The organism is Mesorhizobium sp. M0771, assembly GCF_040320155.1.
Lineage (GTDB): Bacteria > Pseudomonadota > Alphaproteobacteria > Rhizobiales > Rhizobiaceae > Mesorhizobium.
In genome coordinates this window covers 252,668-275,299 of the sequence record NZ_JAMYPC010000006.1, presented here as the reverse complement: position 1 = coordinate 275,299, position 22,632 = coordinate 252,668, and the positions used below count along the sequence as shown (strand labels likewise).

General features: G+C 62.9%; 19 protein-coding genes and 1 pseudogene. 5 read left to right on the top strand and 15 right to left on the bottom strand.

Annotation, left to right across the window (positions count from 1 at the left end):
• Nucleotides 1–160 precede the first annotated feature (160 nt).
• Together NKI05_RS12475 and lexA are read left to right on the top strand one after the other, a co-directional pair.
• Entirely contained in the window at nt 161–925 is a 765-nt protein-coding gene (locus NKI05_RS12475) for a GntR family transcriptional regulator (protein ID WP_023684704.1), read from the top strand.
• A 205-nt stretch (nt 926–1,130) separates the two neighbouring features.
• On the top strand, nt 1,131–1,913 hold the full coding sequence (gene lexA, locus NKI05_RS12470; protein ID WP_023671041.1) for a transcriptional repressor LexA: 783 nt from the start codon (nt 1,131–1,133) through the stop codon (nt 1,911–1,913).
• On the opposite strand, the gene NKI05_RS12465 is transcribed toward lexA, so the two are convergent.
• Together NKI05_RS12465 and arr are read right to left on the bottom strand one after the other, a co-directional pair.
• Complete coding sequence (locus NKI05_RS12465) at nt 1,907–4,375, bottom strand: ComEC/Rec2 family competence protein (protein ID WP_352792398.1); 2,469 nt, start codon at nt 4,373–4,375, stop codon at nt 1,907–1,909. The two genes, lexA and NKI05_RS12465, sit on opposite strands and share 7 nt — an antisense overlap.
• A gap of 106 nt (nt 4,376–4,481) precedes the next feature.
• Complete coding sequence (arr, locus tag NKI05_RS12460; protein ID WP_023671039.1) at nt 4,482–4,898, bottom strand: NAD(+)--rifampin ADP-ribosyltransferase; 417 nt, start codon at nt 4,896–4,898, stop codon at nt 4,482–4,484.
• A gap of 461 nt (nt 4,899–5,359) precedes the next feature.
• Here arr and gltX point away from each other — a divergent pair, with 461 nt between their 5' ends.
• Together gltX and gltA are read left to right on the top strand one after the other, a co-directional pair.
• Entirely contained in the window at nt 5,360–6,784 is a 1,425-nt protein-coding gene (gltX, locus tag NKI05_RS12455; protein WP_023715818.1) for a glutamate--tRNA ligase, read from the top strand.
• Between the two features lie 181 nt (nt 6,785–6,965).
• Nucleotides 6,966–8,297 (top strand): citrate synthase, encoded by a 1,332-nt coding sequence (gene gltA, locus NKI05_RS12450; RefSeq protein ID WP_023671037.1) that lies wholly within the window; start codon nt 6,966–6,968, stop codon nt 8,295–8,297.
• Nucleotides 8,298–8,440: 143 nt separating this feature from the next.
• Here gltA and lpxB read toward each other — a convergent pair whose 3' ends face one another.
• The 13 genes and pseudogenes from lpxB to NKI05_RS12385 form a co-directional block, all read right to left on the bottom strand.
• A complete protein-coding gene (gene lpxB, locus NKI05_RS12445) occupies nt 8,441–9,619 on the bottom strand; it encodes a lipid-A-disaccharide synthase (protein WP_352792397.1) in 1,179 nt (392 codons plus the stop codon).
• Complete coding sequence (locus tag NKI05_RS12440) at nt 9,609–10,511, bottom strand: LpxI family protein (protein WP_023745109.1); 903 nt, start codon at nt 10,509–10,511, stop codon at nt 9,609–9,611. Before NKI05_RS12440 ends, lpxB begins: the two co-directional genes overlap by 11 nt.
• Nucleotides 10,498–11,331 (bottom strand): acyl-ACP--UDP-N-acetylglucosamine O-acyltransferase, encoded by an 834-nt coding sequence (lpxA, locus tag NKI05_RS12435; RefSeq protein ID WP_023706235.1) that lies wholly within the window; start codon nt 11,329–11,331, stop codon nt 10,498–10,500. Before lpxA ends, NKI05_RS12440 begins: the two co-directional genes overlap by 14 nt.
• A gap of 15 nt (nt 11,332–11,346) precedes the next feature.
• Nucleotides 11,347–11,799: a 3-hydroxyacyl-ACP dehydratase FabZ gene (fabZ, locus tag NKI05_RS12430; RefSeq protein ID WP_023684696.1), complete on the bottom strand. Its 453-nt coding sequence runs from the start codon at nt 11,797–11,799 to the stop codon at nt 11,347–11,349.
• A 1-nt stretch (nt 11,800) separates the two neighbouring features.
• Complete coding sequence (lpxD, locus tag NKI05_RS12425; RefSeq protein WP_023684695.1) at nt 11,801–12,859, bottom strand: UDP-3-O-(3-hydroxymyristoyl)glucosamine N-acyltransferase; 1,059 nt, start codon at nt 12,857–12,859, stop codon at nt 11,801–11,803.
• 77 nt (nt 12,860–12,936) lie between these two features.
• A complete protein-coding gene (gene bamA, locus NKI05_RS12420; RefSeq protein WP_023684694.1) occupies nt 12,937–15,330 on the bottom strand; it encodes an outer membrane protein assembly factor BamA in 2,394 nt (797 codons plus the stop codon).
• Nucleotides 15,331–15,547: 217 nt separating this feature from the next.
• On the bottom strand, nt 15,548–16,690 hold the full coding sequence (gene rseP, locus NKI05_RS12415) for an RIP metalloprotease RseP (RefSeq protein ID WP_023688578.1): 1,143 nt from the start codon (nt 16,688–16,690) through the stop codon (nt 15,548–15,550).
• A 103-nt stretch (nt 16,691–16,793) separates the two neighbouring features.
• Nucleotides 16,794–17,609, bottom strand: a complete 816-nt coding sequence (locus NKI05_RS12410; protein WP_023696555.1) for a phosphatidate cytidylyltransferase — start codon at nt 17,607–17,609, stop codon at nt 16,794–16,796.
• 11 nt (nt 17,610–17,620) lie between these two features.
• Nucleotides 17,621–18,343: an isoprenyl transferase gene (locus tag NKI05_RS12405; RefSeq protein WP_023748403.1), complete on the bottom strand. Its 723-nt coding sequence runs from the start codon at nt 18,341–18,343 to the stop codon at nt 17,621–17,623.
• Nucleotides 18,344–18,374: 31 nt separating this feature from the next.
• Entirely contained in the window at nt 18,375–18,929 is a 555-nt protein-coding gene (frr, locus tag NKI05_RS12400; protein WP_023671027.1) for a ribosome recycling factor, read from the bottom strand.
• A gap of 101 nt (nt 18,930–19,030) precedes the next feature.
• Nucleotides 19,031–19,753 (bottom strand): UMP kinase, encoded by a 723-nt coding sequence (gene pyrH, locus NKI05_RS12395; protein WP_023671026.1) that lies wholly within the window; start codon nt 19,751–19,753, stop codon nt 19,031–19,033.
• Between the two features lie 150 nt (nt 19,754–19,903).
• A pseudogene (locus NKI05_RS12390) lies at nt 19,904–21,012 on the bottom strand (aldo/keto reductase).
• 34 nt (nt 21,013–21,046) lie between these two features.
• Nucleotides 21,047–21,574 (bottom strand): nuclear transport factor 2 family protein, encoded by a 528-nt coding sequence (locus NKI05_RS12385; RefSeq protein WP_023734354.1) that lies wholly within the window; start codon nt 21,572–21,574, stop codon nt 21,047–21,049.
• A 99-nt stretch (nt 21,575–21,673) separates the two neighbouring features.
• Between NKI05_RS12385 and NKI05_RS12380 the strand changes: the two genes are divergently transcribed.
• On the top strand, nt 21,674–22,600 hold the full coding sequence (locus tag NKI05_RS12380; RefSeq protein WP_023684689.1) for a LysR family transcriptional regulator: 927 nt from the start codon (nt 21,674–21,676) through the stop codon (nt 22,598–22,600).
• Nucleotides 22,601–22,632 lie beyond the last annotated feature (32 nt).

Sequence of the window (22,632 nt, the reverse complement as noted above, 5' to 3'; positions counted from 1 at the left end):
GCCCCTCCATGGACAAACGCGCGCGGCGGAGCCTGCCGCCCAAACATGCCGGCGATCTTGAGTGGTCGCCCTTGAACTGTCAAACATTATATATAATTCACCCACTGAAAGGCTTTGATATATAATGATCCGCCCGAGCGTTTATGTCTGATGGATCACGATGCTGGATGACGAGCAGACCTCGAAGACGGAAGTGGCCTATCGCCTGCTCAGGCGCGATATTCTTGCGACCCGGCTGGCGCCTGCCGCGCCGTTGAAGCTGAGCACGCTGCGCAACACCTACGGCATCGGCTGGACGCCGTTGCGCGAGGCGCTGTCGCGGCTGGAGGCGGAACGGCTTGTGACCGCCATCAGCAACCGCGGGTTTGCGGTCGCTCCCGTCTCTCGGGCGGAGCTCGAGGATTTGGCGCGTGCGCGGCTGGTGGTCGAACTGCCCCTGCTGGTGGAATCGATCGAGAAGGGCGACCGTGAGTGGGAAGACGCGGTCGTTGCCGCCCACTATCGTCTCTCACGGTGCGGGTCTGTTCTCGACGATCCATCGGATGATGCGGTCGACGCGTGGTACGAAAAACACGATGCCTTCCATGCGGCGCTGCTCAGTGCCGCGACATCCAGCTGGCTGCTGCGCTTCAATGCAACGATTTCCGACCAATTGCATCGCCATCACCGCTTTCTGGGTCTGGCCCCGACGCTGCGCGCCGCCGCCGGCCGCACGGACGGACACCGGAAGGCCGTGGCGGCCCTGCGCGACGCCGTGGCGATCGAACACCATACCGCCCTGATGGAAGCGGCCCTCGATCGCGACGTCGAACGTGCGAAAACTCTGATGACCGCTCACATCGGCTACACGCTGCGGGTCTATGCCCAGAGAGAACCCCGCGCGGATGCTGCGCAGCCCCGTCCGAAAAGGAAGCGGCGATCGTAGCCGACGACGCAGGGCACTTTGTCTTCGTTTCACCCCGTTGCTGGCAACTGGGCGCAGGCGGCGCTCGCAGCGCCGAACGTTACGCTGAACAAAACGTCAACACATTCATTAAACTTTAAAAGGTTGCGGAACACAACTGGAACAGATAGTGTTTGTTCTGGGTTTGTTTTTTCTGATTCTGGTTTCAGAACCCTTGGGGGCCGCGATGCTGACGCGCAAACAACATGAGCTTCTGATGTTCATCCATGAACGCCTGAAGGAGAGCGGAATCCCGCCGTCCTTCGACGAGATGAAGGAAGCGCTCGACCTCGCCTCCAAGTCCGGCATCCACCGCCTGATCACGGCGCTTGAGGAGCGCGGTTTCATTCGCCGGCTGCCGAACCGGGCGCGCGCGCTGGAAGTGCTGCGGCTGCCCGACTCGATCGCACCAGGCCTCAATGCGGCGAGGAAGTTTTCGCCGAGCATCATTCAGGGCAGTCTTGGTCAAACCGGCCAAGGGCAAGGCGGCCAAGGACAAGGCGCGTTGGGCCAAGGCGGTCTCGGCCGCCAGATCAAGCCGGGCTCGCCGTCGCGTTCGATGTCGGCCGGCAATGACGATGCCGTTTCCGCGATTTCAATCCCGGTTATGGGACGCATCGCCGCCGGCGTGCCGATCGACGCCATCCAGCATCAGACCCATTCGATCTCGGTGCCGCCCGATATGATCATGGGCGGCGAACACTACGCGCTCGAGGTCAAGGGCGATTCGATGATCGAGGCCGGCATTTTCGATGGCGACACGGTCATCATCCGCAATGCCGACACAGCCAGCCCCGGCGAGATCGTGGTGGCGTTGGTCGACGATGAGGAAGCGACCCTGAAACGCTTCCGCCGCAAGGGCGCCTCGATCGCCCTGGAAGCCGCCAACCCGGCCTACGAGACCCGCATTTTTGGACCGGACAGGGTGAAGGTGCAGGGCAAGCTTGTCGGATTGATCCGGCGCTACTGAGCCGGCTTGGGTTTGTACTTTTCACGCTGGTTGTAAGGCGGCAGGCCGCGCGCTTCGCGGGAGAAGCGGCGTTGCTCGTGCCAGGGGCGATACGGCTTGTCGACGGCGAAGCGGATGGTTGGCGCTGCAGCTGCCGATTGCGGATCGAAGAAGACGGCGGCGCTGCCGTCGCGGGCCAGCTGTTTCTTCGTCACGACCAGCACCAGCGGGTCGCGGCACGGATTGTAGGCGGTGGCGTCATCGATGACGATCAGGCTCGCGAAGGCACAGGCCGGCCGCGCCGTCTTGCGGTCTTTCGCAAGCGCTACAATGGCTCCGGAAGGGTGCCGGGCGATACAGAGATCGCCGGTGCAATAGAAGGGCGAGCCGGGCGGCAGATCGAGCGGATCGAGATCGAACCGCGTATCTGTTGCCTCGAAAATCTCAGGTGGGATAATGGTTTCGGCCCGCAGCGCCCGTTTCCAATTGTCCGTGGTGAATTCGTTGGAGCGTTCGCGGTTGAGGGCGAGTTCGCCGCCACCGATCGGCATGGCCACCAGATGCGCATCCTCGGATATGAGCACGTCTGGCGTAAGCACCTGCGGCACCGTCAACAGGCCGGCCAGCGCGAAAGGCACGGCCGCCAACCTGAGCCAGGTGGTGGCCATGGTGGCGATGACGAGGGCGACCGCCACCAACAGCACCGAGCGGATGGAGATCAGCCCGACGGCGTCGACCGGCGAGCGCTCGGAAATCCAGGCCGATATAGCGATCATCGCCATCAGACCTTTGCCCATCACATAGAGGAACGGCCCGTCGGCGCCGAACGGCATCGCCAGTGCGCTGAGCACGGCAAAGGGCATGACGATCAACGAAACAATCGGCATCACGGCCAGATTGGCGATCAGGCTGAGCGGCGACACACGCTGAAAATGCCAGATGGCGAACAGCAAGGTTGCACTGCCGGCGATGATCGAGGTCATTGCGAGGCCGCCCATGGCCAGCGCGAATTTTCGCGACAGGAAGCCGACGAAGGAGCGCTTTGCCGGCGGCGTTCTCACCTTGTCGGCGCGGTAATCGGCCCAGCCGGCATAGGCGCCGACAAGGGCGGCGGTGGCGGCAAACGACATCTGGAAGCTGGGACCGACCACCTCGTGCGGCGACACCAGGATGACGGCAATGGCGGAGATCGCCAGATTGCGCATGGTGAGTGCGGCGCGATCAAACAGCACGGCGACAAGCATGACCGCCAGCATGATGAAGCTGCGCTCGGCGGCAACCACGACGCCTGAAATAACGAGATAGGCGGCGATCGAGACAAGCGCTGCCGCGGCCGCATATTTCTTCACCGGCCGGCGCGAAGAGAAAACGGGAAACAGCGCAAAGGCGCCACGCAGCAACGCCATGATGGTGCCGGCAACCAGCGCCATGTGCAGGCCGGAGATGGAGATGATGTGGTAGATGCCGGTGCGCCGCATCGCTTCGTTGACCTCGTCGTTGACCTCGTCCGGGATGCCGGCGCGCACGCCGACAATCAGCGCCGCGGCAATCTCGCCTTCGGCGCCGCCGATCTTGCCCCTGATATGGTCGGCAATGTTTTCGCGCGCGTTCTCGATTGCCGAGGAGAGCCGTGCGGTCAGCGGCGGCGGTCCCTGCGTAGCAATGGTTTTCGGATTGCCGAGAAAGAAGCCGCTGCCGCCGATACCGGTGAAATAGCTGTCGAAGGAGAAATCGTAGCTCTCCGGCCGCACCGGACCGGTCGGCGGCAACAGCCTGGCATAGCCGGTGATCAGGGAGCCGGCGGTCATATCGGCGGGAACGGTCCGCGCCGAGAGCCTGACCCGCTCCGGGGCGTAGCGCAGCTCGGGGTAAGCGGTCGAAACCACGTCGAGCGTCAGCCTGATGCGGCCGCTTTCCATCTGTTCGAGACTGACGACGCGGCCGGTCAGCCGTGTCTGAATCTCGGAGCCGAGCATCTGCGTTCCGGCGCGCCAGGTCTCGACCTTGGCGGCGACGACGCCGAGCGCGCACAGCATCGCGGCCATGCAGAACAGATGCGTCCTCGGCCGCGATCGCGTGGCGACAGCGCAACATGTCGCCAGCACCACAATGGCGATTGGCTGCGCAAAGCCCGGCTCGCCGGCCAGCGAGAAGTAGACGATGACGCCGGCTGCCAGGAAAACCGGGACCAGCAGGAAGGCGACGCCCCGGTCGAGCTCCGTGTCGGCAGCCACGGCAAGGCTGCGGCGGAGCGCGGGCCATGACGGGCGGCGAAGCCGTCTGCGCAGTCGGGCGATAGATCCGGGCGCTGTGACTTGCGCCGGCAACGCGTCACCGGGCAGCGCGGGCGCTATGCCGGGATGCGGCTCAGGCAGCGCGAGGGGCAGCGGCTCGGCATAGGGACTATCGGCAAACAGCGAGCGTTCGCTGACGCTTGCCTCGCCGCCTTCGCCTTCCTTCGTGCCCCGGCCACGTCCAGCCATCGGGTCTGCCCCTTGCGCCCCAGACCTCCTATGCTACATGAACGCGCAAAGCGCGAAAGTCCGTGCGGTCGCATCCACCGCGCCGGAATTGACCCGCCAAGGACGCTCAATCCTCAATCATATCCCGGCCCTCCGCCCTCAGGCGAGCAAGCCCATCGTGCATTGCCTTCAATTGTTCCGGTGTATGACCCTGCCATTCAGCGAGCTCCCCCAGGATGAGCAACGGATCACGGGAGCGGTAGGATTTCGTCGGATTGCCGGGAAATTTTTTATCGGTCAGGTTAGGGTCATCCATAAAAAACCCTGTCGGCTTTACGATGTAAATCCTTTGACGACCGTCACCCGTTGCAAGCTCTGCTCCCCAGATGGCGGCTTCCAGTGTCTGGGTGAAATAGATCCATGACAGTGGTTTACCTCTGAAATTGGAAGGGTGGCCGACGCTCAGCAGATCCCCGGGTTTCAAATCCGCCCGGGTACCATGGTAGAACGGATCACCCTCCGTATGGTCGGCGTTGCTGGTCATCGGGAGCCCTTCTTTCAATCATTCCTCCTTCGTGGCGAGACCGGACCGCACACAGTTGCTGTGTTCACGATAATGATTGCAGAAGGTCAATATGCGTGACCAAGCCAACGCTGTCACGGCGGCGTTGTAGTCGGGTAGTGCCGCATTCGTGAAGAAATGTCCGCTCGTCAGAGGGGGCTACCACCGTCGCAGCGATGTTCCAGGCACTGTGACGGACGCTGCAGCCGAATGAAACCCAGACATTGACGCTGCTGCCAAATGAGGTTGCGCGGAGGTGCGAACAGATTTTGTGCTACAAGGCTCCGGCGCCCGTTGACGCAACCGATAATTACCGACGTGCCCCGGCCTCGTCCAGCCATCGGGTCTGCCCCTTGCGCCCCAGACCTCCTATGCTACATGAACGCGCAAAGCGCGAAAGTCCGCGCGATCACGCCCCGCTTTCCAAACTTCCCGAGAGTTCCATGTCCGACACGGTCGTCACCCGTTTTGCCCCCTCGCCCACCGGCTATCTGCATATCGGCGGCGCGCGCACGGCGCTGTTCAACTGGCTGTACGCCAAGCACACCGGCGGCACGATGGTGCTGCGCATCGAGGACACCGACCGCGAACGCTTCAACGAGGCGGCGACACAGGCCATTCTGGATGGGCTGACCTGGCTCGGCCTTTCCTGGGACGGTGAGGCCATATCGCAGTTCGAGCGCGCGCCGCGCCACCGTGAGGTGGCCGAGGAGCTGGTGCGCCTGGGCAAGGCCTATTACAGCTACGAGACGCCTGCCGAGCTCGAGGCGATGCGCGAGGCCGCACGCGCCAAGGGCCTGCCGCCTCGCTACAACGGCCAGTGGCGCGATCGTGCCCCCTCGGAGGCGCCTCCCGGCGTCAAGGGCGCCATCCGCATCAAGGCGCCGACCGAGGGCGAAACCGTGGTGCACGACCGTGTGCAGGGCGAGGTGCGCTTCCCCAACAAGGACCTCGACGATTTCATCATACTGCGCTCGGACGGCAATCCGACCTACATGCATGCCGTCGTCGTCGACGACCATGACATGGGCGTCACCCACATCATCCGTGGCGACGACCATCTGACCAACGCCGCGCGCCAGACGGTGATCTACAACGCGATGGGCTGGGACGTCCCGTCGATGTCGCATATCCCGCTGATCCACGGCGCCGACGGCGCCAAGCTGTCGAAGCGGCACGGCGCACTCGGCGTCGAGGCTTATCGCGCCATGGGCTATCTGCCCGAGGCGCTGCTCAATTATCTGGCACGGCTCGGCTGGAGCCATGGCGACGACGAGATCATGTCGATCAAGGACATGATTTCGTGGTTCGACATCGGCGATGTCAACAAGGGTGCGGCGCGCTTCGACTTCGCCAAGCTCGAGTCAATCAACGGCGCGCATATGCGCAAGATGGCCGATACCGAGCTGTTCGACATTTTCGTCGCCACTCTGCCATACCTCGAAGGCGGACCGGCTATCGCCGCCCGTCTCGACGATGCCAGGAAGGCGCAGCTGCTGGCCGCCTTGCCGGGCCTGAAAGAGCGCGCCAAGACGCTGGTGGAACTGGCCGATGGCGCGGCCTTCCTGTTCGTCGAGCGGCCGCTGCCGATCGACGAGAAGGCGGCAGCACTGCTCAATGCCGACGCGCGCGCGATCCTGCGCGGCGCACATGCCGCTTTGCAGACTGTTTCGGGCGATTGGTCGGCTGCCGCGGCTGAAGCCGCGGTGCGCGAGTTCGCGACGGCAGGCGGCCACAAGCTCGGCGCCGTGGCCCAACCGCTCCGGGCGGCCCTTACCGGCCGCAGCACCTCGCCCGGCGTGTTCGACGTGCTCGCCGTGCTTGGCCGCGAGGAAAGCCTGGCGCGGATTGCGGATCAAATCGATTAGGAGCGAACTGGCCCAAGAAGATTGGCATTGAAAGGCGGGTTTCGCAGTGCAACATTAGGCCTTGGCCCAATCTGGCACGCACCTCCCAAAATGCGGTGGCGAGTTCGCGCATTCCGGTGATTTCGACGTGTCGTTTGCAGGAATTGCCTTGCCGGCATGAGGAACATGAAGGAGTTTGAGAATGAGCGAAGCTGCGACAAGACTGGAAACCGGCAGCAAGACGACGCACCCGTCGACTGCCACGCTCGAACTGGCCGGCAAGACGCATGAATTCAAGGTGCGAAGCGGCTCGGTCGGGCCCGACGTCATCGACATCGGTGCGCTCTACAACACCACCGGCGCCTTCACCTACGATCCCGGCTTCACCTCGACGGCGAGCTGCGAGTCGGCGATAACCTTCATCGACGGGGATGCCGGCATCCTGCTTCACCGCGGCTACCCCATCGACCAGCTGGCCGAGCATGGCGACTTCCTCGAAGTCTGCTACCTCCTGCTCTACGGCGAACTGCCGACCAAGGCGCAGAAGGACGATTTCGACTACCGGGTAACGCGCCACACCATGGTGCACGAGCAGATGTCGCGCTTCTTCACCGGCTTTCGCCGCGACGCGCATCCGATGGCTGTGATGTGCGGTGTGGTCGGCGCGCTGTCGGCCTTCTATCACGACTCCACCGACATTTCGGACCCATACCAGCGCATGGTCGCCTCGATGCGGCTGATCGCCAAGATGCCGACGATTGCGGCCATGGCCTACAAATACCATATCGGCCAGCCCTTCATTTACCCGAAGAACGAGCTGAACTTCGCCGCCAACTTCCTGCACATGTGCTTTGCGGTGCCGTGCGAGGAATACAAGATCAATCCGGTGCTGGCGCGCGCCATGGAGCGCATCTTCATCCTGCACGCCGACCACGAACAGAACGCCTCGACCTCGACCGTGCGGCTTGCCGGCTCGTCGGGCGCCAATCCGTTCGCCTGTATCGCCGCCGGCATCGCCTGCCTGTGGGGCCCGGCGCATGGCGGCGCCAACGAAGCGGCGCTCAACATGCTGGGCGAGATCGGCCATGTCGACCACATCCCGGAATTCATCGCCCGCGCCAAGGACAAGAACGATCCGTTCCGGCTGATGGGCTTCGGCCATCGCGTCTACAAGAACTACGATCCTCGCGCGAAAATCATGCAGAAGACGGCGCATGAGGTGCTGGGCGAACTCGGCATCAAGGACGATCCGCTGCTCGATATCGCCATGGAGCTGGAAAAGATCGCGCTGACCGATTCCTACTTCATCGAGAAGAAGCTCTATCCGAACGTCGATTTCTATTCCGGCATCACGCTGAAGGCGCTGGGCTTCCCCACCACCATGTTCACCGTACTGTTCGCGGTCGCGCGCACCGTCGGCTGGATCGCGCAGTGGAAGGAAATGATCGAGGATCCCCACCAGAAGATCGGCCGTCCGCGCCAGCTCTATACCGGTGCCCCGGAACGCGACTACGTGCCGATTGCGAAAAGGTGAAAGAGAGTGAATGGTGAATGGTAAGTAGTGAATAGCAGGTAGTAAGTAGCAGGTAGTAAGTAGCAGCTTGATTATAGCGAGAGCGCGTTAATCACTATTCACTATTCACTATTCGCTATTCACTATTCATCGTTCACTCCTTACTAAGCCTTATTCGCTCTCCCGATGTGGCGAAGAACGACATCCGCGGCGATATCGCCGGACGGCTTGTCGGTTGCCATACGCCTGGCAACTTCGGCAAAGCCGTCCTTTTGCCAGGCGCGGTAGGCGGTGTCTGAAAACAGTGCCTCGAGCTGCCGCGCCAGATAGTGCGGCCGCACATACTGGTTGTAGCTTTCCGGCACGACCGTCCGGTCGGCGATAAGGTTGGGCAAAGCGGCGCTCCACACCGTGATCAGGCTCTGCGCCATCAGCATGATCGGATCGAACTTGTAGCAAGAGATCATCGGTACACCCGACAACGCCAGTTCCAGCGAAACCGTTCCAGACGCGATCAGCGCCGCATCGGCCTTGCCGAAGGCCTGCCATTTGCGCTCGGGATCAAGGATGACCTCCGGCTCCTGATCCCAGCGCGCCACCGACGTTTTGACCGGTTCGGCGACATGCGGCACCGTCGGCAGCAACAGCCGCAGCCGGTGGCCACGCGCGCGCAGCGCCGACACCGTCTCGCCGAACGGACCGATAAGCCGGCTGACCTCGCCGCGCCGCGACCCTGGCAGGACGAGCAGCGTCTTGACGTGATCGGCCGAGAGATCGCGTGGCTGGGCTTGCGCCCTGGCCGCGCCCAGCACGCCTGGATCATGCGTGAGGCGATGTCCGACGTAAGTGCCGGGCGGGCCGCCGAGACGGCTGAGCTCCTTTACCTCGAAAGGCAGGATGCACAGTATGTGGTCGACATAGGGCTTCATCGCGGCCGCCCTACCCGGCCGCCACGCCCAGACGCTCGGGCAGACATAATGGACGGTCGGGATTGACGGATCGGCGGCGCGGACCTTTTTGGCGACGCGCAGCGAGAAATCAGGGCTGTCGATGGTGATCAGACAGTCGGGTTTTTCGGCGGCGACAGCACTTGCCGTCTGGCTGATCCGCCGCATCAGGCGCGGCAAGTCACGCAGGATGGCGCTGAGCCCCATCAGCGCGATCTCGGCGCCATCGAACAGCGGCGCCAGTCCGACCGCCTGCAGATGCCGCCCGCCAATGCCGACGAGTTGCACCTCGCGCCCGGTCATGCGCTTCAGCGCCTGCACGATGTCGGCGCCCAGCAGGTCGCCGGATTCTTCGCCGGCGACGATGGCAATCTTCAGCGGCTTCTCAGCTGCCATGGACAGCCCCCGCAGCCGGCAGGCCGAACACGAACAGGCCGAGCGCATTGGCGTGCGCGACAACGGCGGGGCCTTCGAGGATGAGCGAACGGCCGGCTTCGACGGCAATGCCGGCGAGCCCCGCGGCATGCGCCGCCTCGACGGTCTGGGGGCCAATAGATGGCAGATCGGCACGCAATTCCTGGCCAGGCTTGGCGCATTTGACCAGGACACCGCGCGTCTTGCCGGCCAGCCTGCCATGGCCGCGCAACTGCTGCGTCCGCTCGAGCAGTCCGTGGGTGCCCTCGACGCCTTCCAGGGCAACAGTGCGGCCACCGATGGCAATTGCCGCCTGGCCAATGTCGAGCGCGCCGATGGCCTTTGCCGCCGCGTGTGCCGCCTCGATATCGCGCCAGTCGGACTTTCGCGGCACTGCTTTGGTCAGCGGCCCTTCGGCCGCGACGAGCCGGGGCACGACTTCATGCGCACCGACGACCTTGACGCCCCGTGCCTCCAGGCCGCGGGTCAATATCTTCAACAGCCCGTCATCGCCGCGGGCAAGCGCCATGGCGAGCGAGGGTATAAGTGCCAGTAGCCCAAGGTTCGGACGCATGTCGACCAACCGCGGCCTGCGCCTGATCTCGCCGGCAAGCACAAGATGGGTGATCCGCCGGCGCCTCAGCAACGCAACCAGCGAGCCGATGTCTTCCAGCGCAAGGCTTTCACGCTCATAGATTGTGAGGTCGGACTGACGGTCGGCCTGACCTTCGACCAGGATGATGACAGGCCGATGTCCGGCCTCCGCCAGGCCGGCGGCAACTTCGACCGGCAAGCTACCGCCGCCGGCAATGATGCCGACCCTGGCGTCCGGCGCAAGTTCGAGGCCCGTTGAAGTGGCCTCAGCCTTCGTCATCGGCATCGTCGCCGTCGCCACCCTTAAGCGACGGGACGGCAAAATGCCGCTTGCCGCGACTGGTGATGAAATCGATGATTTTCATGGCCGTCGGCGACGACGCAAACTCGGCCTTGGCGAATTCGATGTTCTCGCCGACAGTGCGGGAGCGGTCGAAGATGGTCTTGTAAGCCTTGCGCAGCAGGTAGATTTCTGCGCGCGGCAACCCGGCGCGCTTCAGGCCAATGATGTTGAGTCCACGCAGGCTGGCGCGATTGCCCACCGCAATGGCGTAGGGAATGACATCGCCGACAAAAGCCGAGCAGCCGCCGAGAAAGGCGTTGTCACCAACACGCACGAACTGATGAACGGCGCTGAGGCCGCCGATATAAACGCTGTCACCGACCTCGCAATGGCCGCCCAGGGTCGCGCCATTGGCGAAGGTGGCGTTTTTACCGACGACGCAATCATGGGCAATGTGGGCATAGGCAAGGAAATTGCCGTTGTCGCCGACGGTCGTCTCGCCGCGGCTGGAATCGGTGCCGAGATGCATGGTCACGCCTTCGCGGATCGTGCAGTTCTGGCCGATGACCAAAGTGGTGCGGCCGCCCTTGTGCTTGGTGTTCTGCGGCGGTCCGCCCAGTGTCGCCATTGGATAGACCTTGGTCGCGGCGCCAATGGTTGTCGCGCCCAGCACCGAGACATGGCTGACCAGTTCGACGCGGTCACCGATCACGGCGTCAGCGCCGACATAGCAGAAAGGTCCTATTGCGGCGCCTTCGCCGATCTGCGCGCCGGCCTCGATGACGGCCGAGGGGTGGATTGAAGTCTGTATTTTCATGAGCATTTCGAACCGTCAGCCGGTAACCATCATTGCCGAGATCTCGGCTTCGGCGGCCTTTGTGCCCTCCACCATGGCCTCGCAGGCGAATTTGAGCAGGTTGCCGCGCATCTTGATTTTCTTGACGTGGATTTTCAACTGGTCGCCCGGGACGACCGGTTTGCGGAATTTCGCATTATCGATGGTCAGGAAATAGACCAGCGACGGCTTTTCCGTGTTGAGGTTACGGATGCAGATCGCGCCGGCGGTCTGCGCCATGGCCTCGACGATGAGCACGCCCGGCATCACCGGCTGATCCGGGAAATGGCCCTGGAAATGCGGCTCATTGATGGTCACGTTCTTGATGCCGATGGCAGAATCATTGCCGTCGATTTCGATGATGCGATCGATCATCAGGAAGGGATAGCGATGCGGTAAAAGCTTCATCAACCCCAATATATCGACCGCTTCGAGCGTCGCCGGCACCATCTCAGCTACTTCCCCCTTCGCCCTGCTTGCGCGTCCTGGCGAGCTTCCTCAGCATGGCGATCTCGCGCATGGCTTCCGCCATCGGCTGCGCCGGATAGCCTCCCCAGATCTCGCCCGCCGGCACGTTGCTCATGAACCCGCTTCTTGCAGCAAGCTTGGCCCCTGATCCGATGGTCAAATGATCGGCAAGGCCAACGCCGCCGCCCATGGTGACACCATCACCGACGGTGACGGAGCCGGAAATACCAGAGAGCCCGGCAATAATGCAATTGCGGCCGATGCGAACGTTATGGGCGATCTGCACCAGATTGTCGATCTTGGTGCCCTGACCGATGACCGTATCCGACATGGCGCCGCGATCGACGGTCGTGTTCGAGCCGATTTCGACATCGTCCTGGATGATGACGCGGCCGACCTGCGGCACACGCTCAGGGCCTTTGGCGCCGCCGACAAAGCCGAAGCCGTCCTGGCCTATCCTGGCGCCGCCATGAATGATGACGCGGTTGCCGATCAGCGCATACTGAACACTGACACCCGGCCCAATGTAGCCGTCACGGCCGATCTGGCAGGAGGGGCCGATAACGGCGTGGGGGGCAATGACCGTTCCGCTGCCGATGGAAGCGCGGGGGCCGATGACCGCTCCGGCCTCGATGATCGCCCCGGCCTCGATATGCGCCGAGGCATCGACATGAGCTTGCGGCGAGACCCCGGTTTCGCTGGTCATCGGTCCCGGCGTAGCCGCCGTCGGGAACAGCAGCCGGCCGATCATGGCGAAGGCCTGCTGCGGGCGCGGATGAACCAGAACCGCAATGCCTGCCGGCGCCTTGCCCGCGAACTCGGCGGGACAAAACACGGCCGCCGCCTTCAGCGACTGCATCAGCGCGAAATTGCGCTTGCCGTCGACGAAGACGAGCGCACCCTCGCCGCCTTCATTGGCTGGCGCCAACGCATCGATCGATATGTGGGCAAAATCGGAATCGACAAGCGATGCGCCGGTCAGATTCGCGACTTCGCCAGCCGTATACCGGCGTGATGGCGCGAAGAACACCGGATCGGTCATTCCAGAAGCAATATCCAGCTAGGTCGGATCAATTCTCTTCCGGACCCCAACGGCCCGGAAGCATCGTTACCCACGCATCAGAAGCGGCTCGACATGCCGAAGTTGAATTCCTGCACGTCGTCGGTCTTTTCCTTCTTGACGGGCATCGCGTAGTCAATGCGGATCGGGCCGAAAGGCGATGACCACAACAAGCCGACACCAACCGAAGCGCGCAACTCTAGATCAGTTGAAGCTTGAGTAACCCCGGCGACGTTAATCTTGCTGCCATACAGTGTGGCGGCATCAGCAAACACGGCGCCGCGCACACCAAAGCTTTCCGGAATGACCGGTATCGGGAACTGAGCTTCCGCCGACGCATTGAAATAGGTGGTGCCGCCGAGGTGGTCACCCGTTGCAATATCCGCAGGACCGATGCCACCATACTCGAAGCCGCGGATCATGCGGTCGCTGCTCTGGAACTGATCGAAGATACGCAGGCCGTCACCGCCGAAGCCTTGGATATGGCCGGCGCCGCCTGAGATCAGGCCGACCAGGTCCAGCTGTTCGGACAACGTCTGGTAGACAGTCCCACGACCGGTAACCTTTACGAATTTGGCATCGCCACCAAGGCCGGCAACTTCCATGGTCGTGGTGGCGTAGATGCCTTCATGCGGGCTCTTCATGTCATCGATGGTGTTGTAGACCAACCCAAGGCTGACCGACGACTTGATCCAAGGGCTTTCATCAATTCCCTGGACGATTGCCGCAGATACGTTGCAGTCCGCGTCGGGAATCCCGTCGCCAGGGGCGTTGCCCGGGACGGCAGGATTGTTATCGCAACCGTCGTCGAGCTTGTACTTCTCCTGGGCGATATTGTACGCCAACTGCGTCGAGATGTTGTCGGTGATCGGCAGGCCGAAGCGCACCGTCGCACCCAGCGTCTCGCTGTCATAGTGGTCGTAGTTGCGTGTCTGCTGGAAGATGTCGAAGCCGGCAGCGATACGGCGCCCGAGGAAATAGGGCTCGGTGAAGGACAGGCTGTAGTCGCGCGAATTCTTGCCACCACCCGCCGAAACCTTGATGTACTGGCCGCGACCGAGGAAGTTGCGCTCCGCGACCGAACCTTCGACGGACGGACCCGCAGTGTCGCCACCGGTCGAATATCCTGCGCCAACCGAGAACTCGCCGGTCGATTTCTCGACTACGTCAACCACGAGCACGACCTGGTCTGGCTCAGAACCCGGGACAGTCGAAACGTCGACTTTCTCAAAGTAATCTAGCTTTTCCAGCCGCTTCTTCGCGCGCTGGATGAGTACCTGGTTGAAGGCGTCGCCTTCGCTGACATCGAACTCACGACGAATGACATAGTCGCGCGTGCGGTCGTTGCCGCGGATTTCGATGCGCTCGATATAGGCCTTGGTGCCCTGGTCGATCGTATAGACGACCGAAATGGTGTGGTTCTCGAAGTTGCGATCACCGCGCGGTGTCACCTGGGCGAAGGCATAGCCCGAACCCGCGACCTTTTCGGTCAGCGCGATGATGGTGTCCTCGACATTCTTGGCGTTGTAGACGTCGCCCTTGTGGGTCTGAACCACCGATTCCAGCGCCTTCGAGTCGACTTCGGGAATGGTGCTCTCGACGCTGACGTCGCCGAACGTATAGCGGTCGCCTTCCTGGACGGTGATGGTAACGGTGTACTGGTTGGTCGTGTCGTCGAGCTCGCCGACGGCTGAGACCACCTGGAAGTCGGCATAGCCGTGATTGTAATAGAAGCGGCGCAGCGATTCCTGGTCGGCGCGGAGCTTGTCCTCGTCATAGACGTCGTCACGCAGCACGAAGGACAAGAAGCTCGAGCGCTTGGTTGCGATGACGTCGGACAGGCGGCGGCTCGAATAGGCGCTGTTGCCGACGAAATTGACAGCGGCGATCTTGGTGCGGCCGCCTTCGTTGATGTTGAAGACCACGTTCACGCGGTTGTCGCCGAGATCCATGATCTGCGTCGTGACAGCGGCGTCATCCCGGCCAATTCGCCTGTAGGCAGCCTTTACCGCCTCGACATCGGAGTCCAGCGTTGCCTGCGAGAACGTCCCGCGCGGCTTCAACTGCACGGCGACTGCCAGCGCGTTGTCCTTGAGCTTCTTGTTGCCCTGGAACAGAACCTGGTTGACGACCTGGTATTCGGCAACCTTGACTACCAGCGTCGAACCGACCTGATTGATCTGCACGTCCGAGAACAGCCCGGTGCCGAACAGCGCCTTGACCGCATCGTCGATATCGGCGCTGGAAAACGCCTTGCCCGGCTTGATCGTGATGTAGTTGCGGATGGTGTCGGCGTCGACACGCTGGTTGCCGCTGACCTCGACTCTCGAGACAACGGCTGCCTGCGCCGCAGATGTGGCAACGAACTGCACGGCGAGCGCACCTGGTACAACCAGAGCGGCGGACATAGCCACCGCGGACGCGGCGCTCAAAAATTTGGATGCTGCCTTCATCGGGCTTTTGTACCTTTTCTCGAAGTCCCCACGGCGAGAAAACCGGACGTGCGGTAATTTCTCCTACCGTATTAACCGGATTTTCCCTACACGCAAGGCTTCAGGTTAATTTGTAATTACTTAACCCTGATGCGTGGCTTTCGCGTCACGCATACCCCCGTGCATGGTAAACGGCGTCTCAACATTGCCGGTGCTGAAGCCAAATTTCTTCATGATTTCAGCACCCAAACAGATCGTTCCAGAAGACGAAGCCCATAAATCCCAACACCAGAAAGAGGCCGGCCCGGTATCCCATTTCCATCATCCGCTCCGATACCGGACGCCGGAAAACGGCTTCGAGTGCGTAGAACAGGAGGTGGCCGCCGTCGAGGGGGGGAATCGGCAAAAGGTTCAGAATTCCGATCCCGACCGATAGCCCGGCGACGAGTTGCACCAGCCATAGGAAGCCCAGCTTTGCCGCCTGCCCCGACATCTTGGCGATCTTGATGGGGCCGCCCAGCTGGCATTTGTCTTCGCGGCCGACAACGAATCGCTGCAGGAACTGGCCGGTGCGCTGAATGACGTGCCCCGTCTCCTCGACCGCGGCGCCGACTGCTCCGACAGGGCTGTAGGTGATCAGCCTGGGCTGGCCGACATCCTTGTTGTTGACGACGCCGATGACGGCCACCTTGACCTTGTTGCCCAGCGCGTCCAGCTGCTCCATCGGCTCCGGCGTCGCGACGACGGTGACCTCCTTGCCGTCGCGCAACATGGTGAAGGTGATGGCGTCGCCGCCGCGGCCTGAGACCAGGCGTTGGACGTCGGCGAAGGTCTCAACCTTGCTGCCGTCGACGGCGACGAATCGGTCGCCTGGCAAAATGCCGGCCCTTTCGGCTGGACTGCCGGCGGTGACCGCCGCCACCATCGGCTCAAACACAGGGCGGCCATAGAGGGAAAACAGCACGGCAAAGACGGCAATGGTCAAAAGGAAGTTGAACAGCGGTCCGGCCACCACCGTGGCGGCGCGTTTCCAGATCGGCTGCGTGTGGAAGGCGACCTTGCGTTCAGCGTCAGTCAGCGTTTCCAGATCTTCCGAACTCGGCTGGCTCGACGTGGCGCTCATGTCGCCGACGAATTTGACATAACCGCCGAGCGGTATGGCGCAGAGCTTCCAGCGCGTGCCGTGGCTGTCGTTGAAGCCGAGAAGTTCGGGGCCGAAGCCGATCGAAAAGGCCTTCACGCCAATGCCGCACCAGCGGCCGACCAGGTAATGTCCCATTTCGTGAATGAAGACGACCACGGTCAGCACGAACAGAAACGGCACCAGCGTGCCGAGGACAAAGCCTTCCGTGCTGAAAAACGCGTGAAGAATTTCGTTCAAGTCGTGCCCTCAAATTCACCCGCGGCAAAAGGTGTCGCCGCGACTGTGACATCAATCCAGGCGAATCCGTGGCGTGCGCCATTTCTTCGCCGTGAAATATCACTCAAGCCGGAAACAGCCCCTGCGCCGGATGATCGGCGCCCGCCGAAATCCAGCCGATCACGTATAGGGCAAAAGCCGCCGCGACAAGCCCGTCCACCCTGTCCATGACACCGCCATGCCCGGGTATCAACGCGCTTGAATCCTTGCGGCCGTGGCGGCGCTTGACCCAGGATTCGAAGAGATCGCCAGCCTGGGCAACAATCGACAGCACCAGCGCAACCAAGGCGAGGACGCCAAGATTGCCGGCCCCGGCGGCGGCAGCCAGAAGCACGCCGGCGGCCACGCCGCCGACAGCGCCGCCAAGTGCGCCGCTCTGCGTCTTGCCGGGGGATATAGATGGCGCGAGCTTGGGCCCACCGACGGAGCGGCCGACGAAATAGGCGAAGATGTCGGTCGCCCAGACCACGGCGAACAGAAACAGGATTGCGACCAGGCCGGGATGGTCGCCGCCGCGCAGCAGCGCCAGCGATAAGCCGGACAAAGCCGCGTAGGCAAGACCGGCTGCATCCCATTGCGCCGCTCCACGCATACGGGCGCCGACAGCAGCGACCACAACCATGGCCAGGACAAGAGACAGAAGCCACGATGCCGGCACGCCTGCAACCAGGGCGACGACGAAAACCAGAAGCAGCGCTTCGGGAATGAAGCCGAGGGTCGCACCGGCCAAGGGGCGCGACATGCGCGCCCATTCATAGAAGATGACCGCCGATATCCCGGCGCAAAGCAGGCGGAACCACAGCCCTCCCAACCAGGTCAGGCCAAGCGCTATTGCGGCCAGCACCAGCGCCGAGACGATGCGAAGCTGAAGATTGTTCATCCCGCCGCCGATCACGAGGCAGCGACATCTTGAGCGGCAAGCCCGCCAAAACGGCGCTCGCGGCCAGCAAAATCGCGCAATGCGTCGGCCAGGTGTTCGCGGCTGAAGTCAGGCCAGTAGCAAGGCAGAAAAACCAGTTCGCTGTAGGCTGCCTGCCACAGAAGGAAGTTCGACAGCCGAAGCTCGCCACTGGTGCGGATGACCAGCTCCGGATCGGGAATGCCTGCGGTGTCGAGGGCGCCGGCAAAAGTGTCTGCCGTGATCGCCTCTGCGTCGATCTCGCCGCGCGCCACTGCGGCTGCGAGCTTGCGTGCCGTGCGCACGATCTCGTCGCGCCCGCCATAGTTGAAGGCGATGACCAAGGTCAGCGATTCATTGCGCGCAGTCAGCGATTCGGCCTCTTCGAGCAGGCCCCTGATGTCCGGCTGCAGCCCCGCCCTGTCACCGATGATCCTGACGCGCACGCCGTTCTGGTGCAGTTCGGCCAGATCGCGGCGGATGAACAGCTTCAAAAGCCCCATCAGGTCGCTCACTTCGGCCTTGGGCCGCGACCAGTTTTCCGACGAAAAGGCGTAGACGGTCAGGAAGGAAATGCCGAGACCGGGCGCGGCGCGCACCGTCTTGCGCAGCGCTTCGACGCCGGCGCGATGGCCGGCAAGCCGCGGCATGCCGCGCGCTTTGGCCCAGCGTCCGTTTCCATCCATGATGATCGCGACATGCGCGGGCGTTGCCATTGTCTCGCTTTCGGGCCGGTGTGGGCCGACCCTAGACCTGCATGATTTCAGCTTCCTTATCGGAAAGCAGGTGATCGATGGTGCTGATCGTTTCGTCGGTCAGCTTCTGGACCTGATCGGAGCGCTTGCGCTGATCGTCCTCGCTGATGTCGCCGTCCTTTTCCGCCTTCTTCAAGAAGTCCATGCCGTCGCGACGGACATGGCGCACCGCAACGCGGGCGTTCTCGGCGTAGCCATGCGAAATCTTGACCAGTTCCTTGCGGCGCTGCTCGTTGAGCTCGGGCAGCGGAATTCTGAGATTGGTGCCGTCGACGATCGGATTGAAGCCGAGATTGGATTCTCTGATGGCACGGTCGACCGCGCCGACCATCGACTTGTCCCATACCGAAACCGAGATCATGCGCGGCTCCGGCACCGACACGTTCGCCACCTGGTTGATGGGCATGGTGGTGCCGTAGGCCTGGACCTGGATGGCGTCGAGCAGATTGCTGGAGGCACGGCCGGTGCGCAGCGAAGCCAGATCGTGCTTGAAGGCGGCGATCGCGCCATCCATGCGCCGCTTGAGGTCGTCGAACTCACCACTCATCTTAGTCTCCTCGACCCGTTTGATCCGGGTTCAGTGCTTAGGGCCTATATTCGGACCCGCTTTCGAAAACTGATCCCCTTTTTAGGAGAGTATACTCCGGGTCACTCGTCGGCGACGATCGTGCAACGGCCGCCGCCCCGCAGAATATCGCCGAAACCACCTTTTTCGTGGATCGAATAGACGATTATCGGGATGTTGTTTTCGCGCGCAAGTGCAATTGCGGCGGTATCCATGATCGAAAGGCCCTTGTTGATGACTTCGGCATGGCTGATGCGCTCGAAGCGGGTCGCATTCGGATCCTTCTTGGGATCGGCCGAATAGACGCCGTCGACCTGGGTGCCCTTGAACAGCGCGTCGGCGCCGATCTCGGCGGCGCGCAAGGCCGCGGCCGAATCGGTGGTGAAGAACGGATTGCCGGTGCCGCCGGCGAAAATGACGACCTTGCCCTGGTTCATATAGGCGGTGGCCTGGCGCTGGGAAAAACTCTCGCAAAGTTCGGGCATGGCTATGGCCGACAGCACGACGGCGTCGACGCCGATCTTGTTCAGCGAGGTGCGCAGCGCCAGCGAGTTGATGACGGTGGCCAGCATGCCCATGTGGTCGCCGGTGACACGGTCGCCGCCCTTGGATGCCACCGCCACGCCGCGAAAGATATTGCCGCCGCCAATGACGACGCCGACCTCGATACCAAGTGCGCGGGCTTCGGCGATGTCGGCGGCGATTCGGTCGACCACCGAGACATCGATGCCGAAATGCTGCTCGCCCATCAACGCTTCGCCCGACGCTTTCAGCAGGACACGTCGATAGAGGGGCTTTGCCGTCATCTGGACCTCGTCATTGTTGCGTATGGCAGCCTGGGCAGGCCGCCCTCGCGCGGGCGCCGCCGCTGGCGCGATGCCGAGTTCCGATACACGAAGGGCCCCGCGCGGGCCCGCGCCGCCCCTCGCCCAATTCCGCCTTCCCGTCGCGGCCCGTCAGTTGCTGGTGATGCTGACGGCGTCGCCGTCGACCAGCAGCGGCGGCGCATAACCCAACGGCTTGTCGCCGGTCACGGCGCCGCCGGTAACCCGGGCTTGTATGTCGGAACCGAAATAGGCGTACGGGAATGGCGGCGGTGTCTTGCTGACCGTATCCAGCCGCGCGCGAAGCTCGGCGGGTAAAGTGAATCCAACGCCGCCAGATTGTCCTGCAACTGCGCCAGCTTGGTGGCGCCAAGAATCACGGTGGCGATGCCCGGTTGCGTTGCCACCCAGTTGAGCGCGACCTGCGCCATGCTGCGTCCGAGTTCGGCGGCAACTTTTTCGAGCTCCGCCACGATCGCCCAGTTGCGCTCGGTGAACTTCTGGAACCCCGGATGAGTGGTGTTGCGAAAGCCGTCGAGCCGGCCGGCATGGCCTTCCTGCGTCGGCCGGTACTTGCCGCTGAGCAGCCCGCTGGCCAGCGGGCTCCACACCATGATTCCTGCGCCATGGCGGGTGCCGAAGGGCACGAACTCATTTTCGATCGAACGCTCCGCCAGCGAATATTCAAGCTGCAGGGCCGACACCGGCTCGTAGCCGCGCCACTCGGCGATCGTCTGCGCGCGGGCAGCATACCAGGCCGGCACATCGGACAGGCCGACATGGCGAATTTTGCCCGCACGCACGAGATCATCCATCGTGCGCATGACCTCCTCGGCCGGCGTCAGCCCGTCCCAGACATGGAGGAGGTAGAGGTCGATATAATCAGTGCCCAACCGCTTCAGGGAAGCGTCCACGGCGCGCAAGATGTTCTTGCGGCCATTGCCGCCGGCGTTCGGATTGCCGGGCTCCGCGTTGAAGGTGAATTTCGTGGCGATCACCGCTCTGTCGCGCAAGCCTCGCTCGGCGATGAATTCGCCGAGCCAGGTTTCGGCTGTGCCGCCGGTGTAGAGGTCGGCGGTGTCGAAGAAATTGCCGCCGGCCTCGACATAGGCGTCGGCCATGGCGCGCGCGGTTTCCCTGTCCGCGCCCCAGCCCCATTCGGTGCCAAAGGTCATGGTGCCCAGTGCCAGCCGGCTGACGCGCAGGCCGCTGTTGCCCAGTGTGTAATAGCTCATGGTCATGGTGTTTTTCCTATCCTGATTTCTTGACGCCGGCTCACTGGCCAGGCGTCATCTTGACCCAGGGATTGCCGCGCTCATGCGTGGCGCGGAAAACGAAGCCGTCGACTTTCCAGCCGGTCCCGGAGCGAACCAGATGGTGCTCGTAGGTGCCCCAGACTTCCCACAGCGGGTCGCCATTGCCTTCCATCCGGTTCCAGGCATAGCCGTTCGAAGAGACGGTCGCCGCGTCCGCCTCAAAGATCACCTGGTGATTGGTGCGCAGATGCAGGCTGGTCTTGCTGCCCCTGAGGTTGCCGGCCCAGGTACCGATCAGATTGTCGGAGGGGATGGTGGCGGCAGGCTGTCCTGACAGGCTGCTGAAGTCGACGGTGACACGCTCGGCGAAATAGGAGCGGGCAAGCTTCCAGTCCTGCGCATCGACGGCACGGTCGATGGCGTCGGCGATGCGGATGACGGCGCGTTCGTCGGCGAGCGCGCGCCAACCGGACGGCTCGGCGCCGCCGGCATCGACCGGCGCTAGGGCAAGGCCTGCGGCGAAGGTAGCGTGTTTCAAGGCATCCATCTCTCTTCTCCTTTGTGCATCGGTGATGGCAATATGGGTCAGCCTGTCGGCATCGAGAAGATTGAAGTGTTCGCAAGGACTATGCGATATCATGCATGAATGGACCGGGATCTGCTCAGTCATTTGCCTGTCATCGTCGCCGTTGCCCGACGCGGCGGCTTTGCGCTTGCCGCGGCCGAACTGGGCATGTCCCCATCTGCCGTCAGCCATGCGGTGCGCCTCGTGGAGGAGCGGATCGGCCAGCCGCTGTTTGCGCGCACCACGCGCAGCGTCTCGCTGACGGAAGCCGGCAAGGCGCTGGTGGACACGGCAGCCCCTGCCCTCCAGGATATCGCCGACCGGATGGACCGCATCCGAGCCATCAAGGGCCGGCCCTCCGGCTTGCTCAGGTTGAACGTTCCCAACATCGCCGTTCCACTTGCCGTCACTCCCGTGGCCGCCGCGATGGCTGAACGCTATCCTGATGTGACCATCGAATTGCTCACCGACCAGGGGCTGGTGGACATTGTCGGCGAGGGTTTTGATGCCGGCATCCGGCTGGGCGAGATGATCGCACAGGACATGGTCACGGTCCGGCTGACGCCGCCATTCAACGCCGTGATCGTCGCCTCCCCCGCCTATGTCGGCCGGCATGGCCGTCCGCGCGGTGTGGCGGATCTTTCGGACCACAATTGCATCGGCTACCGGCTTGTGCGCTCCGGCGCACTCTATCGCTGGGACCTGACCGAGGACGGCAAGGATGTGGTGGCCGAGACGAAGGGTACGGTCATCGTCACCGATTCGCTGGCCGCGATCGACCTTGCGCTTGCCGGCGTCGGGCTGACCTATGTGTTCGAGCCGCTGGTGCGCGCGGAATTGGCCGCCGGCCGCCTCGTTCAGATCCTGCCGCAAACGGCGATCGAGGAGCCCGGCCTCTTCCTTTACTTCCCGCGCAGGGCGTCGACGGCGCCAAAGCTCAGGGCCTTCATCGACACCGCACAAGAAATCGGCCGAGCATCCTTGCGGACACCCGGCCGAGTTGCCTGAGCTGAGAAGCCCTTTTAGGGGCTATTTTTAAA